This is a genomic window from Xanthobacter oligotrophicus (assembly GCF_008364685.1).
Taxonomy (GTDB): Bacteria; Pseudomonadota; Alphaproteobacteria; order Rhizobiales; family Xanthobacteraceae; genus Xanthobacter; species Xanthobacter oligotrophicus.
This window is the reverse complement of sequence record NZ_VTTL01000005.1, coordinates 315,785-329,505: the sequence shown is the minus strand read 5'-3', so window position 1 is coordinate 329,505 and position 13,721 is coordinate 315,785. Positions and strand designations below refer to the sequence as shown.

General features: G+C 68.0%; 13 protein-coding genes. 6 read left to right on the top strand and 7 right to left on the bottom strand.

The genetic code is table 11. The features are described 5' to 3' along the window. The 3 genes from FZ033_RS10500 to FZ033_RS10490 all read right to left on the bottom strand — a co-directional run bounded on the left by FZ033_RS10500 (position 1) and on the right by FZ033_RS10490 (position 2,967). Positions 1-354: a (2Fe-2S) ferredoxin domain-containing protein gene (locus FZ033_RS10500; RefSeq protein WP_138400415.1), complete on the bottom strand. Its 354-nt coding sequence runs from the start codon at positions 352-354 to the stop codon at positions 1-3. Positions 355-791: 437 nt separating this feature from the next. Then, positions 792-1,814 carry a sulfate ABC transporter substrate-binding protein gene (locus tag FZ033_RS10495; RefSeq protein ID WP_188079417.1) on the bottom strand — a complete coding sequence of 341 codons (1,023 nt, stop codon included), beginning with the start codon at positions 1,812-1,814 and terminating at the stop codon, positions 792-794. Positions 1,815-1,980: 166 nt separating this feature from the next. Next, a complete protein-coding gene (locus FZ033_RS10490; protein WP_149576073.1) occupies positions 1,981-2,967 on the bottom strand; it encodes an aldo/keto reductase in 987 nt (328 codons plus the stop codon). A 114-nt stretch (positions 2,968-3,081) separates the two neighbouring features. Between FZ033_RS10490 and FZ033_RS10485 the strand changes: the two genes are divergently transcribed. From FZ033_RS10485 to FZ033_RS10465, 5 genes are all read left to right on the top strand, one after another. Further along, complete coding sequence (locus FZ033_RS10485) at positions 3,082-3,741, top strand: TetR/AcrR family transcriptional regulator (protein WP_188079416.1); 660 nt, start codon at positions 3,082-3,084, stop codon at positions 3,739-3,741. 121 nt (positions 3,742-3,862) lie between these two features. Next, positions 3,863-4,285, top strand: coding sequence for a nucleoside-diphosphate kinase (ndk, locus tag FZ033_RS10480; protein ID WP_138400411.1), 423 nt, complete (start codon positions 3,863-3,865; stop codon positions 4,283-4,285). 225 nt (positions 4,286-4,510) lie between these two features. Then, positions 4,511-5,212, top strand: a complete 702-nt coding sequence (locus tag FZ033_RS10475) for a TerC family protein (RefSeq protein WP_149576071.1) — start codon at positions 4,511-4,513, stop codon at positions 5,210-5,212. A gap of 156 nt (positions 5,213-5,368) precedes the next feature. After that, positions 5,369-6,109 carry a TerC family protein gene (locus tag FZ033_RS10470; protein ID WP_149576070.1) on the top strand — a complete coding sequence of 247 codons (741 nt, stop codon included), beginning with the start codon at positions 5,369-5,371 and terminating at the stop codon, positions 6,107-6,109. A gap of 66 nt (positions 6,110-6,175) precedes the next feature. Continuing rightward, complete coding sequence (locus FZ033_RS10465; protein ID WP_232847422.1) at positions 6,176-8,308, top strand: molybdopterin-containing oxidoreductase family protein; 2,133 nt, start codon at positions 6,176-6,178, stop codon at positions 8,306-8,308. A 39-nt stretch (positions 8,309-8,347) separates the two neighbouring features. Here FZ033_RS10465 and purN read toward each other — a convergent pair whose 3' ends face one another. The 3 genes from purN to FZ033_RS10450 form a co-directional block, all read right to left on the bottom strand. After that, on the bottom strand, positions 8,348-9,016 hold the full coding sequence (gene purN, locus FZ033_RS10460) for a phosphoribosylglycinamide formyltransferase (RefSeq protein WP_149576069.1): 669 nt from the start codon (positions 9,014-9,016) through the stop codon (positions 8,348-8,350). After that, positions 9,013-10,086, bottom strand: coding sequence for a phosphoribosylformylglycinamidine cyclo-ligase (purM, locus tag FZ033_RS10455; RefSeq protein ID WP_149576068.1), 1,074 nt, complete (start codon positions 10,084-10,086; stop codon positions 9,013-9,015). Before purM ends, purN begins: the two co-directional genes overlap by 4 nt. Positions 10,087-10,197: 111 nt before the next feature. Continuing rightward, positions 10,198-11,094, bottom strand: a complete 897-nt coding sequence (locus FZ033_RS10450; RefSeq protein ID WP_149576067.1) for a hydrogen peroxide-inducible genes activator — start codon at positions 11,092-11,094, stop codon at positions 10,198-10,200. A 159-nt stretch (positions 11,095-11,253) separates the two neighbouring features. Between FZ033_RS10450 and FZ033_RS10445 the strand changes: the two genes are divergently transcribed. Next, on the top strand, positions 11,254-12,759 hold the full coding sequence (locus FZ033_RS10445; protein WP_149576066.1) for a catalase: 1,506 nt from the start codon (positions 11,254-11,256) through the stop codon (positions 12,757-12,759). Between the two features lie 242 nt (positions 12,760-13,001). Here FZ033_RS10445 and aqpZ read toward each other — a convergent pair whose 3' ends face one another. After that, complete coding sequence (aqpZ, locus tag FZ033_RS10440; protein ID WP_149576065.1) at positions 13,002-13,694, bottom strand: aquaporin Z; 693 nt, start codon at positions 13,692-13,694, stop codon at positions 13,002-13,004. Positions 13,695-13,721 lie beyond the last annotated feature (27 nt).

The window sequence follows — 13,721 nt, the reverse complement described above, 5'->3', positions numbered from 1 at the left end:
TCAGATGCGCGGAACGATGATCAGCCGTTCCACCGGCTTGCCGCCGAGGAGGTGGGAGGTGACGATCTCGTCGATGTCTTCCGGGGATTTGGGCGTGTACCAGATGCCCTGCGGATAGACGACCATGATGGGGCCGGCCTGGCAGAAGCTGAGGCAGCCCGAGGAGGTCATGGCGATATCGCGACGGCCCGACGCCTCAAGCTTCTTGGCGAGACGGTCCCACAGCGGCGCCGCACCATTGGCCCCGCACGAGCCGCGCGGATGCTGCGGCGGCCGCTGGGTGAAGCAGCAGAACACGTGGTGCGTATAAACCTGCGGGATATCGAGGACTTCGCTTTCGGCAGCTTCGGACATGACGGCTCACGGCTCGGTGGGGGCTGGTCTGGAGCCATTCAAAATGCGTGCCGGAGCCGTGGACGGCTCAAAAGTCCGTTTATCGCCAATATATTGGTGCGGTACGGCCCGACCCTCGGGCGGGTAGGCGCGCCGGCCAAAGCCGACAAGGGCGGGAATGCGACATGGGAGGTCCCCACCCGCCCCTCCCCGCAAGCGGCAGAGGGGTGGGGCCAGCACCTCCCCACTCGTCACCCTCCGGCTTGACCGGAGGGTCCATCTCGCCGCGTTGCCCCCGTCGTGTTATCCCGGCCGGGCCATGGGCCTTCCGGTCAAGCCGGACGGCGACGGTGCTCTATCGTGTTAAGGCGCAGCCCCCTTCGTGCGGAAGGCTCACCGGGCCAGCCCCCCGCACCTCGCGACAGGGCCTCCGCCCGGCTTCGCTCACTCTCCTCCGCTCACTTGGCGGTGAAGAGCGAATCCAGCTTGGCACCGGAGGCGAAATGCTCGGCCTGGAGCTTCTGCCAGCCGCCGAACACGTCCTCCACCTTCACGAGGCGGATCGGCGGGAACTGGGCCTTGAACTCATCGGCAACCTTGGGGTCCACTACCCGGTTGAAGCCCTTGGCGGCCACCGTCTGGCCGGCCGGCGAATAGAGGAATTCGAGATAGGCGGTAGCAGCCGCGCGGGAACCGCGCTTGTCCACCACCTTGTCCACCACCGCCACCGGGAACTCGGCGAGCAGGCTCACGGAGGGCACCACCGTCTCCAGCTTGCGGTCGGGGTAAAGGCCCTCGATGGTGCGGGTCTCGGCCTCGAAGGTCACCAGCACGTCGCCGGTGTCGCGCTCCACGAAGGTGGTGGTGGCGGCGCGGCCGCCGGTGTCGAACACCGGCACGTTGGCCAGCAGCTTCTTCACGAAGGCATCGGCCTTGGCGGCATCGCCCTTGAACTGCTCCAGCGCGAAGGCGTAGGCGGCCAGATAGGTGTAGCGCGCATTGCCCGAGGTCTTCGGGTTGGGGAAGATGACCTTCACGTCGTCGCGCACCAGGTCCGACCAGTCCTTGATGCCCTTGGGGTTGCCGGCGCGCACCAGGAAGGCGGGGAAGGAATAATAGGGCGAGGCATTGTTCGGGAACTTGGCCTGCCAGTCCTTGGCCACGAAGCCGGCCTTGGCCAGCGTATCCACGTCGATCACCTGGTTGAAGGTGACCACGTCCGCCTCCAGCCCCTCGAGGATGGCGCGAGCCTGGCGCGAGGAGCCGGCATGGCTCTGGTTCACGGTCAGCTCCTGCCCGGTCTTGCCCTTCCAGAACGGGATGAACTCGTTGTTCACCGCCGTGAACAGCTCGCGGGAGATGTCGTAGGACACGTTGAGCAGCGTGTTCGGCCCCTGCTGTGCAAAAGCCGGCAGAGTGCCGAGCGGCGCCGTGGCGGCGCCGGCAAGCGCGAGAGCAAGAACGGCGCGGCGGCTGATCATGAGGCTTCTCCCATCCACATTTCACAATCGGTGAAATGCATAATTCACATGAGATATGCATAGCATGTGAAATTTGGGATGTGAACCGCCCTTACGGCAGGTCTGCGCCGCTGTGGATGGAAACGGAGGGGCGGCACCGCCAAAGCCAGCACCGCCCCACGCGCCGTCACAGCCCAAGCAGCGCCATGCCGGCCTCGGGATAGCGCGTGCCCGCCACCGCCTCGGGGGCGAACAGGGCGTCGAGGGTGGCGATCTCCTGCGGCGTCAGGCGGATGGCGGTCGCCGCCACGTTCTCCTCCAGGTACTTGATGCGCCGGGTGCCGGGGATGGGCACCACGTGCTCCTGCTTGCCGATGATCCAGGCCAAAGCGATCTGGGCGCTGGTCGCGCCCTTAGTCGCCGCGAAATCGGCCAGCGCCTCGGTGAGCTTGAGATTCTGCGCCAGCGCCGTCCCGGTGAAGCGGGGGTTGGCGCGGCGGAAATCGTCCGGCGCGAGGCTGTCGGGGCTGGTCACAGCCCCCGTGAGAAAGGAGCGCCCCAAAGGACTGTAGGCGACGAAGGCGATGCCCAACTCGCGGCAGGCGTCCAGCATCTGCGCCTCCGGATCCCGGCTCCACAGCGAATATTCGATCTGCACCGCGCTGATGGGATGCACCGCGTGGGCGCGCCGCAACGTCTCCACCGAGCATTCCGACAAGCCGAGGAAGCGCACCTTGCCCGCCTCCACGAGGCCTTTCATGGCACCCACCGTCTCCTCGATGGGCGTCCTGGGGTCCACGCGGTGCTGGTAATAGAGGTCGATGGTGTCGATGCCGAGCCGCCCGAGGCTGGCATCGCAAGCGGCGCGCACATAGTCCGGCGTGCCGGAAATGCCGAGGCGCTCGCCGTTGGGCCCGCGCACATTGCCGAACTTGGTGGCGAGGATCACCTTGTCGCGCCGGCCCTTGAGGAAGCGCCCGAGCAGACGCTCATTGTGGCCGACGCCGTACATGTCTGCGGTATCGAAGAAATTTATGCCCAGATCGAGGGCGGCTGCTAGGGTTGCCAGCGACTGGTCGTCGTCGCTGGGGCCGTAGAATTCGGACATGCCCATGCAGCCGAGGCCGATGGCGGACACGGACAGACCCGAGCGACCGAGAGGACGGTGGTCCATGGGGGACCTCATGAAGATGAGAGGGAGCGCAAACGGCGCGACAAGCGCTGGCCGTGGATGTAAACTACACCGTACCGTTTACTTTTGTCAATGAGCCGCGCCGAAGCCGCATCCATGCCGACGCCCCCTGCCCCCGCCATTCCCCCGCCGGCCGCCGAAACGACGACCACGGGTGCGACCAGGCCGCGCCGCGACACCCGCGGAACCGCCGCCCGCATCCGCGCCGCGGCCCGCCGCCTGTTTCTGGAGAAGGGCTATGAGGGCACCTCCATGGACGCGGTGGCCGCCGCCGCACCGGTGTCCAAGCGCACGCTCTACCAGCACTTTCCCGGCAAGGCCGACCTGTTCGGCGCGGTGATCGACGAGGCCTGGTCCCACTTCACCCGCGCGCCGCTCATCCCCAGCGAATCCACGGGCGACGCCCGCGCCGTGCTGCGGGCCTATGTGGCCCGGCTGACGGAGCACTGGGCGCGGCCTGACGTGATCCCGCTGCTGCGCCTCGTCATCGCCGAGGCGCCACGCTTTCCAGAATTGTCGCAGGCCTATTTCGCGGCCGGCAAGGAGCCGGCAGTGAAGGGGCTTGCCGCCTATCTCGCCGCCCTCGTCGCCGAGGGCCTGCTGCCGGCGGGGCGCGATCCGCAGCTCATGGCGGCGCAGTTTCTCGGCGCCATCAAGGAGCCCCTGTTCTGGCCGCGCGTGCTCGGCGTGCCGGTGGCATTCGACGCCACGGAGGCGGTGGAACGGGCCATCGACGGGATACTCGGGACGATATAGGCATCTATATACCGCCTCAAAAGCCCTTCCCTTGCTCCTTCAGGCGCCGGCTGCTAAGAGCCGCGCCATCCGCGGACGCCGCGGCATCCCATCCCACCAGCAACAGACAGGACGGTCCCCCATGGCGATCGAGCGCACCTTCTCGATCATCAAGCCCGACGCCACGCGTCGGAACCTCACCGGCGCCGTGAATGCCGTCATCGAGACCGCCGGCCTGCGCATCGTCGCCCAGAAGCGCATCCTGATGACCAAGGCCCAGGCCGAGACCTTCTACGCCGTGCACAGCGCGCGTCCCTTCTTCGGCGACCTCGTGTCCTTCATGACCTCCGGCCCGGTGGTGGTGCAGGTCCTCGAAGCCGAGAACGCCGTTGCCAAGTATCGCGAAGTGATGGGCGCCACCAACCCGGCCAATGCGGCCGAGGGCACCATCCGCAAGCTGTTCGCCGAGTCCATCGAGGCCAATTCCGCCCACGGCTCCGACAGCGTCGAGAACGCCGCGGTGGAAATCGCCCAGTTCTTCGCCGGCAACGAAATCGTCGGCTGAGCGCACAAGTCCCGGCGATGCACCCGCATTTCCGGGACCTCGCTTGAGGCGGTAACAGGCTCGGATGCCGCAGCGCGCCAACGAATGATGCGCTGCGGCATCCGGTTTTACTTGAGACCGGACCTAAGGGCAGGTTAGCGTAGCGTCAAAATCCATAATACGGCGCACAAGACGCAGGATACCACCCGCAGAAAGCGGGGGAACCAAAGGCCCGGGGTGGGTAACATGTCGCTCGATTCACCAGTGCTGTGGCTCGCGCTGCTGCAAATCATATGGATCAACGTTCTTTTGTCGGGCGACAATGCGGTGGTGATCGCGCTGGCATGCCGGTCGCTGCCGGAAAAGGCGCGGCGCATGGGCGTCGTGCTCGGCGCCGGCATCGCGGTGGTGCTGCGCATTCTCTTCACCGGCATCGTCGCCACGCTTCTGGCCCTGCCGTGGCTGAAGCTGGTCGGCTCCCTCGCCCTCATGTGGATCGCGGTGGACCTCGCCGCGCCCAACGAGGGCGGCGATGAGGCCGTGGAGGCCAGCGACAGCCTGTGGAAGGCCGTGGGCACCGTGGTGGTGGCCGACGTGGTGATGAGCCTCGACAATGTGGTGGCGGTGGCCGCCATCGCCGACGGCAACTGGCTGCTCCTCACCTTCGGGCTCGCGATCTCCATCCCTCTCATCATCGCCGGCTCCTCGCTGGTGATGGCGCTCATCAACCGCTTCCCCCTCCTCGTCTGGGCCGGGGCGGCGCTGCTCGGCTGGGTGGCCGGCGACATGCTGCTGGGCGACGTGGCGGTGATCGAGCGGATCGGCGCAGAGACCACGGAGCATCTTCACCGCATCGTCGCTGCGGCGGGGGCCGTGATCGTCGTCGCCATCGCGTTCGGACTTCACCGCTGGAAAGCGGCCCACGGACACACCGACGCCGCAGCCTGAAACAATCGTAGGAAACCGGGGGCCTGGCGGCCCCTTTTTCTTGACCTCACAATGACGTAACGTCATCCAAAGGTTCGCCTCGACTTCCGCTTAGGAATGAGACACGCACACCTGTTGCGGGCGCGTGGTGGTTTACCGCGCTGCATGGAGTGAACGATGGATTTTACCGCCCCCACATTCTGGGTCTCGCTGCTGCAGATCATCTGGATCGATCTCTTGCTGTCCGGCGACAATGCGGTCGTCATCGCGCTGGCCTGCCGGTCGCTGCCGCCCAGCCAGCGCAAGTGGGGCATCCTGCTGGGCGCAGGCGCGGCCGTGGGGCTGCGTATCCTGTTCGCCCTCGCCGTCACCGTGCTGCTGGGCGTGCCGTTCCTGAAGGTGGCGGGCGGCCTGCTGCTGTTCTGGATCGCCATCAAGCTGGTCACCGACAACGACGGCGACAGCCACGAGGTGGCGGCCTCCGACAGCCTGTGGAAGGCGGTGCGCACCATCGCCATCGCCGACGCGGTCATGAGCCTCGACAATGTGGTGGCCATCGCCGCCGCCGCGCGCGGCCATTGGGAATTGTTCGTGTTCGGCCTGTTGCTGACCATCCCGCTCATCATCTTCGGCTCGCAGCTGCTGCTGCGGCTGCTGACCCGCTTCCCCATCCTGATCTGGGCCGGCGCGGCGCTGCTGGGCTGGATCGCCGGCGAGATGCTGGTGGGCGACGTGATGTCCCTCAACGCCCTCCAGCACCTGGACCCGTCGCTGGTGAAGGTGGACGACCACGGCATGCACCCGGCCCCGCTGCCCCATTATCTGGCAAGCGTCATCGGCGCCGCCATCGTGCTGGGCGCCGGCTACGTACTGCGCAACCGGGCGCGGGCCATCGCCCAGGCCGGGCACGGCGCCTGACGCCGGAGCCGAGCCGGCGAGAAAAGAGGGGGCGACGGCGGCCGTCGCCCCCTTTATCCTGAGGGCATGAACGTGCATGCCCCGAACACGTCCCCGCAGGCCGCCGCCACGGCGGCCCGCCCGGTCCAGACGCGCGCCTCCGTGTGCCCCCACGACTGCCCCTCCACCTGCTCCCTGGAGGTGGATGTGATGCCCGACGGTCGCATCGGCCGCGTGCGCGGGGCCAAGGCCCAGAGCTACACAGCCGGCGTGATCTGCGCGAAGGTGGCCCGCTATGCGGAGCGGGCGAACCATCCCGAGCGCCTCACCCATCCGCTGATGCGCACCGGCCCCAAGGGCTCCGGCCAGTTCACCCGCATCTCGTGGGACGAGGCCCTCGACCGCATCGCCGAAGGCCTGCTTGAGGCGGAGCGAGCCCACGGCGCCCAATCGGTCTGGCCCTATTATTATGCCGGCACCATGGGCCTGGTGATGCGCGACGGCATCAACCGGCTGACCCATGCCAAAGGTTATTCGCGCTTCTTCGCCACCATCTGCGTGAACCCGGCCTGGAGCGGCTACATGGCGGGTGCCGGTCGCATCTCCGGCGCCGACCCGCGCGAGATGGCGGCCTCCGACCTGATCACCCTGTGGAGCACCAACGCGGTCGCCACCCAGGTCAATGTGATGACCCACGCCATGCGCGCCCGCAAGGAGCGCGGGGCGAAGCTCGCGGTGGTGGATGTCTATCGCACCCCCACCATGGAGCAGGCGGACATTCCCCTGCTCATCCGTCCCGGCACCGACGGGGCGCTTGCCTGTGCGGTGATGCACGTGCTGTTCCGCGACGGCCATGCCGACCGCGCCTATCTCGACCGCTACGCCCGCGACAGCGAGGCGCTGGAAGCCCACCTGAAGACCCGCACGCCGGAGTGGGCCGCCGCCATCTGCGGGCTCTCGGTGGAGGAGATCGAGGCCTATGCGCGTCTCGTGGGCACCACGCCCCGCGCCTTCTTCCGCATCGGCTACGGCTTCTCCCGCTCCCGCAACGGGGCGCTGAACATGCATGCGGTGGCCTCCATCCCGGTGGTTGCAGGCAGTTGGCAGCATGAGGGCGGCGGGGCGCTGCATTCCCTGTCGGGCACCTATGGCTGGCGCAAGAAGATGATCGAAGGGCTGGACAAGCTCGATCCCCGGACCCGCCAGCTCGACCAGTCCCGCATCGGCCCCGTCCTCATGGGGGAGGAGGACGCGCTGGCCGGCGGGCCGCCGGTGAAGGCGCTGTTCATCCAGAACACCAATCCGGTGGCCATCGCCCCGGACCAGGAGAAGGTGCGGGCCGGCTTCCTGCGCGAGGACTTGTTCGTCGCCGTGCACGAGCAGTTCATGACCGACACGGCGCAGATGGCCGACATCGTGCTGCCCGCCACCATGTTCACCGAGCATGACGACCTCTACCAGGCCGGCGGGCACCCCCACATCCAGCTCGGCCCGAAGCTGGTGGAGCCGCCGGGCGAGTGCCGCTCCAACCATGAGGTCATCGCCGCCCTGGCCCAGCGCCTGGGGGCGGAGCATCCGGGCTTCGCCATGAGCCCGCGCGACCTCATCGACTGGACCCTGCGCGAGAGCGGCCGCGCTCCTGTCGACCAACTGGAGAAGGCGCGCTTCATCGAGGTGGCCCAGAGCTTCGAGGACGCGCACTTCCTCAACGGCTTCGGCCACCGCGACAAACGCTTCCACTTCGCCGTGGACTGGGCCAACCTCGGCTTTCCGGCCCCCGCCAAGTTCGGCCCGGTGGCGGACATGCCGTCTTTGCCCGACCACTGGGCGGTGATCGAGGAGGCGACGGCCGAGCACCCGTTCCGCCTCGTGACCGCGCCGGCGCGGAACTTCCTCAATTCCTCCTTCACCGAGACCCCCACCTCCGTGGCGCGGGAGGGCGAGCCTGCCCTGTTGATCCATCCGGAGGACGCGGCGGCGCTGGGCGTCGCCACCGGCGACCTCGTGGCGGTGGAAAACCCGCGCGGGCGTGTAGTGCTGAAGGCGCGGCTGTTCGACGGCGTGCTGCGGGGCGTGGTGGTGTCGGAGCAGATCCAGCCGGCACGCGCCCATCGCGAGGGCCGCGGCATCAACACGCTGACGGGCGCTGATCCGGTTGCCCCGGTGGGCGGCGCCGCGTTCCACGACAACCGCGTGCGGGTGGAGAAGCTGGCGGACTGACCTCGAATAGCCCCTCTCCGCCCGCGGAGAGGGGGCGCCTCACACCGCCGGCACCACCAGCGGGGCGAGCCCGCCCTTGGCGCCTTCGATAGCGACGCGCTCGTCCTCGACCGTCAGCCGGCCGGCAGCGAGCAGTTCCAGGCCCTTGGGGTAGATCACGTGTTCCTGGGTCAGCACCCGGTCGGCGAGCACGTCCGGCGTGTCGCCGGGCTCGATGGGCACCACGGCCTGCAGGATGATCGGCCCCTCGTCCATCTCCGCGCGGACGAAATGAACCGTACAGCCGTGCACCCGCACCCCGGCCTCCAGCGCACGCTCGTGGGTGTGCAGGCCCTTGAAGCTCGGCAGCAGCGAGGGATGCACGTTGATCATGCGGTTGCGCCAGCGCTCCACCAGCCACGGCGTCAGCAGGCGCATGAAGCCGGCGAGGCAGACGATCTCGATGCCTTCCGCCTTCAGGTGCGCATCCAGCGCCGCGTCGAAAGCGAGGCGGTCGGAATAGCCCTTGTGGGAGAGCACCAGGGTCGGGATGCCGTGCTCCTTGGCAAAATCCAGCCCCGCCGCATCGGCACGGTTGGAGAGAACCAGGGCGATCTCGGCGGGGAAATCCTCCTGCTCGGCCGCGCGCACCAGGGCTGCCATGTTGGAGCCCCGGCCCGAAATGAGGACGGCGGTGCGCCGCGGCGCGTCGCTCGACCCTGCGCTCACGACGCGAATCCGAAATGGGTGGAGCCCTCGTAGGCGACATGGGGGGCGCCCTCGCCGGGCTCGATGACGCCGAGGCGGATGACGCACTCGCCGGCATCGGCGAAGGCGTCGGCCACGGTCTCCTCGTCCTCGGCCGGCACCACCACGGCCATGCCGACGCCGCAGTTGAAGGCGCGCAGCATCTCTTCCGGCGCCACGGCGCCCACGGTGGAGAGCCAGCGGAACACCGGCGGCACCATGAGGTTGGTGAGGTCGATGCGGGCCAGCGTGCCCTTGGGCAGCACCCGCGGCAAATTCTCGGTGATGCCGCCGCCGGTGATGTGGGCCAGCGCCTTCACCGAGCCGGTGGAGCGGATCACCGACAGCACGCTCTTCACATAAAGACGGGTGGGGGTGAGCAGGGCGGCGCCCAGCGTCTGGCCGGCCTCGAACGGCGCGGGATCCGACCAGGCGAGGCCCGAGCGCTCGACCACGCGGCGCACCAGCGAATAGCCGTTGGAATGCACCCCGGCGGAGGCGAGGCCCAGGATCACGTCGCCCGGCGCCACATCCTTGCGGGGCAGCAGGTCGCCACGTTCCACGGCGCCGAGGGAGAAGCCGGCGAGGTCGTAGTCGCCGTCCTTGTACATGCCCGGCATCTCGGCGGTCTCGCCGCCGATGAGGGCGCAGCCGGCGTCCTTGCAGGCGCGGGCGATGCCGGCGACGATATGGGCGCCCACCTCCGGCGCCAGCCGGCCGGTGGCGAAATAGTCGAGGAACAGCAGCGGCTCGGCGCCCTGCACCACCAGGTCGTTCACGCACATGGCGACAAGGTCGATGCCGATGGTGTCGTGCACGCCGGTGTCGATGGCGATCTTGAGCTTGGTGCCCACGCCGTCCGTGGTGGCGATGAGCAGCGGGTCGGCAAAGCCGGCCGCCTTCAGGTCGAACACCCCGCCGAAGCCGCCGATGTCCGCGTCGGCGCCGGGGCGCGCCGTGGCCTTCACCAACGGCTTGATGAGATCGACCAGGCGGTTGCCCGCGTCGATGTCCACGCCCGCGTCGCGGTAGGAAAGTCCGTCCTGAGCCATGAGGTCCTCGTATCTGGCGCGGGGCTTAGCTTTGAATGCGGGGCAAAGCAAGGCAGCGCGTGCAACGGGGCCATGCGCCCCCGGTTTATGCGCCCGGTTTGCGCGCCAGCTTCACGCCCCCGGCCGGCAGGCCCTCACCATGTCCGCCACCGCCTCCACATCCTTGCGGGATGGCAGGGTGCGGCGCCAGACCAGGCCGATGGTGCGCGCCGGCACGGGATCGGGAAAGGGCAGCAGGCGCACTCCCGCCATGCGGCCACCCTCCGCACGCACGAACAGGTCCGGCAGCAGGGTGATGCCCTGCCCGTTCGCCACCAGTTGCGCCAGGGTGGCGAGGCTGGAGGCGCCGAAGCGGCGCAATTGCCGGGCATCCGCCTTGCGGCAGACGTTGAGCGCCTGGTCACGCAGGCAGTGGCCGTCCTCCAGCAGCAGCAGGTCGGCGGCGAGGATGCTGTCGGCGGATGCCTGCGGCCCCGGGAAGTCCGCCGACGCCTCCGGTACCGCCAGGACAAAGCGGTCCTCGAACAGGGCCATGGCTTCCAGCGCGGGATGTTCCACCGGCAGGCTCAGGATGACGAGGTCGAGGTCGCCCTGGACGAGGTCCGCCACCAGATGCTCGGTCTGGCTCTCCCGCAGCGCGATTTCCAGCCCCGGATGGCGGCGCGCCATCTCGGGCAGCAGGCGCGGCAGCAGATAGGGGGCGATGGAGGCGATGACCCCGAGCCGCAAGCGCCCCTCCAGCAGCCGGCCGCTGTCACGGATGGTGCGCTCCATGTCGGCCAGCGCGGCCAGCACGCCCCGCGCCCGGCCGGCCGCCTCCTCCCCCACCGGGGTGAGGCGCACGCCGCCGCGCCCGCGCTCCAAAAGGCGCACGCCCAGCATCTCCTCCATCTCGCGGATCTGCATGGACAAGGCCGGCTGGGTCACCGCGCAATCCTCCGCCGCCCGGCCGAAATGGCGATGCCGGGAGAGGGCCTCGAAATAGCGTAGCTGACGGATGGAGAGCACCTGATCAGATTATCTGATCGATGTTTGAACGCAATCTGATTTGTACTCACTCCAAGAGGCGGCCATCCTGCGGCACGGTTTTCGCCCGGGGAGTCGGACCCGTTCAGGACGCCTGACCGGCAAGTTTGCGTTCCTCAGGCCTTTTCAGGGAGCCCATTCATGACGCGACCCACACTCACCACCACCGCCGGCAACCCCATCGCCGACAACCAGAACTCGCTGACGGCGGGCGAGCGCGGCCCGGTGCTGATGCAGGACTACCAGCTGCTTGAGAAGCTGGCGCACCAGAACCGTGAGCGTATCCCCGAGCGCGTGGTGCATGCCAAGGGCTGGGGCGCCCACGGTACCCTCACCATCACCGGCGACATTTCCAAGTACACCAAGGCGACGGCGCTCCAGCCGGGCGCGCAGACCCCCATGATCGCCCGCTTCTCCACCGTGGCCGGCGAGCTGGGCGCGGCGGATGCCGAGCGCGACGTGCGCGGCTTCGCCCTCAAATTCTATACGCCGGAAGGCAATTGGGACCTGGTGGGCAACAACACGCCGGTGTTCTTCGTGCGCGATCCCTACAAGTTCCCGGACTTCATCCACACCCAGAAGCGCCACCCCAAGACCAACCTGCGCTCGCCCACCGCCATGTGGGATTTCTGGTCCCTGTCGCCGGAGAGCCTGCACCAGGTCACCATCCTGTTCTCCGACCGCGGCCTGCCCGTGGGCGTGCGGAACATGAACGGCTACGGCTCGCACACCTATTCCTTCATCAACGCGGCGGGCGAGCGGTTCTGGGTGAAGTTCCACTTCAAGACCCTGCAGGGCCACAAGCACTGGACCAACGGTGAGGCCACCGAAGTGGTGGGCCGCACCCGCGAATCCACGCAGGAAGACCTGTTCGGCGCCATCGAGGCCGGCGACTTCCCCAAGTGGAAAGTGCAGGTCCAGATCATGCCGGAGCTGGATGCGGAGAAGACCTCCTACAATCCGTTCGACCTCACCAAGGTGTGGCCCCATGGCGAGTATCCGCCCATCGATCTCGGCGTCCTGGAGCTGAACCGCAATCCGGAGAATTATTTCGCGGAGATCGAGCAGGCGGCCTTCTCGCCGTCCAACATCGTGCCCGGCATCTCGTTCTCGCCGGACAAGATGCTGCAGGCCCGCATCTTCTCCTATGCGGATGCGCATCGCCACCGCATCGGCACCCATTACGAGCATCTGCCGGTGAATGCACCCAAGTGCCCCGTCCATCATTACCACAAGGACGGCGCCATGCGGTTCTTCCCGCAGCTGACGGGCAGCACCGACGCCTATTACGAGCCCAATTCGTTCAGCGGCGCGAAGGAGGACGCCAGATACGCCGAGCCGCCGCTGAAGATCTCGGGCGATGCCGAGCGCTACAACCACCGCATCGGCAATGACGACTTCTCCCAGCCGCGGGCGCTGTTCGAGCTGTTCGACGCCGGCCAGCGGGCGCGCCTGTTCTCCAACCTCGCGGCGGGTATGTACGGCATCCCGCAGGAGATTGCGGACCGGCAGATCGCGCTGTTTACGCAGGTCCACCCGGAATACGGGGCGGGGGTGCGCGCGGCACTGGAGCACGAAACCCGCCAGAAGGCGGCGGAGACCGCCCAGCAGCAGAAGAATCCGTCGGGTCCCGTCGCCGCCGAGTGAACGGCCGGGAAGGTGCGGGGGACGCCGGGCAGTTCGCCGCCCGGCGTCCGGAAAGGGGATGGGCTCCGGCCCATCCCCTTTTTGATTCGCAGACGTTGTCACGGACGCTCAGGCACCGCGCAGGCTGATCAAGCGCTGCCTACGCTCAGGCGCCGCGCGGGCTGAACGTGGCCTTCGCTCAAACGCCGCGCGGGCTTGTTGCGTCTACGCTCAGGCGCCGCGCGGGCTTGGAAGGAGGAGGCTCAGTCCTCCAGCACCTTCAGCTTGAACAGCAGGCCGGCAAGATAGGCGCCCACCAGCGGCACCACGATGAACAGCCAGAGCTGGCCGATGGCCTTGCCGCCGGCGAACAGGGCCGGGCCGATGGAGCGGGCCGGGTTCACCGACACGCCGGTGACCGGGATGAACACAATGTGGATCATCACCAGCGACAGGCCGATGGCGAGGCCCGCCGCCTGGGTGATGCCGGCCTTGGACGTGGAGCCGAGGATCACCACCAGGAACACGAAGGTGCCCACCAGTTCCGCCACGATGGCCGCGCCGAGCCCGAAGCCGCCGGCATAGCCCTCGCCCCAGCCGTTCTGGCCGAGGCCGGGGGCCTTAGCCACGTCGAAGCCGGAGAGCTTGCCCGAGGCGATGAAGAACAGGATGGCGGCGCCGGCAATGCCGCCCAGCACCTGGGCGATGATGTAGAAGGGCACCTCGGAGGTGGGCAGACGCCCCGCCGCCCAGACGCCGACAGTGACCGCAGGATTGATGTGGCACCCCGACACATGGCCGATGCCATAGGCCATGGAGGTAACCGCAAGGCCGAAGGCAAAAGCGATGGCGAGCATGCCGATGGGCGCCGAGACATAGCCCGTCAGCACCGCCGAACCACACCCGAACAGCACCAGCACGGCGGTACCGATGAACTCGGCCACATATTTGTTCATGCCTACCCCTCCCAGAACGGCGCACCG

Excerpts from the sequence above, each read along its gene's own strand:
- FZ033_RS10500 (WP_138400415.1), bottom strand. The coding sequence starts at position 354 with ATGTCCGAAGCTGCCGAAAGCGAAGTCCTCGATATCCCGCAGGTTTAT.
- FZ033_RS10495 (WP_188079417.1), bottom strand. The coding sequence starts at position 1,814 with ATGATCAGCCGCCGCGCCGTTCTTGCTCTCGCGCTTGCCGGCGCCGCC.
- FZ033_RS10490 (WP_149576073.1), bottom strand. The coding sequence starts at position 2,967 with ATGGACCACCGTCCTCTCGGTCGCTCGGGTCTGTCCGTGTCCGCCATC.
- FZ033_RS10485 (WP_188079416.1), top strand. The coding sequence starts at position 3,082 with ATGCCGACGCCCCCTGCCCCCGCCATTCCCCCGCCGGCCGCCGAAACG.
- ndk (WP_138400411.1), top strand. The coding sequence starts at position 3,863 with ATGGCGATCGAGCGCACCTTCTCGATCATCAAGCCCGACGCCACGCGT.
- FZ033_RS10475 (WP_149576071.1), top strand. The coding sequence starts at position 4,511 with ATGTCGCTCGATTCACCAGTGCTGTGGCTCGCGCTGCTGCAAATCATA.
- FZ033_RS10470 (WP_149576070.1), top strand. The coding sequence starts at position 5,369 with ATGGATTTTACCGCCCCCACATTCTGGGTCTCGCTGCTGCAGATCATC.
- FZ033_RS10465 (WP_232847422.1), top strand. The coding sequence starts at position 6,176 with ATGAACGTGCATGCCCCGAACACGTCCCCGCAGGCCGCCGCCACGGCG.
- purM (WP_149576068.1), bottom strand. The coding sequence starts at position 10,086 with ATGGCTCAGGACGGACTTTCCTACCGCGACGCGGGCGTGGACATCGAC.
- FZ033_RS10445 (WP_149576066.1), top strand. The coding sequence starts at position 11,254 with ATGACGCGACCCACACTCACCACCACCGCCGGCAACCCCATCGCCGAC.
- aqpZ (WP_149576065.1), bottom strand. The coding sequence starts at position 13,694 with ATGAACAAATATGTGGCCGAGTTCATCGGTACCGCCGTGCTGGTGCTG.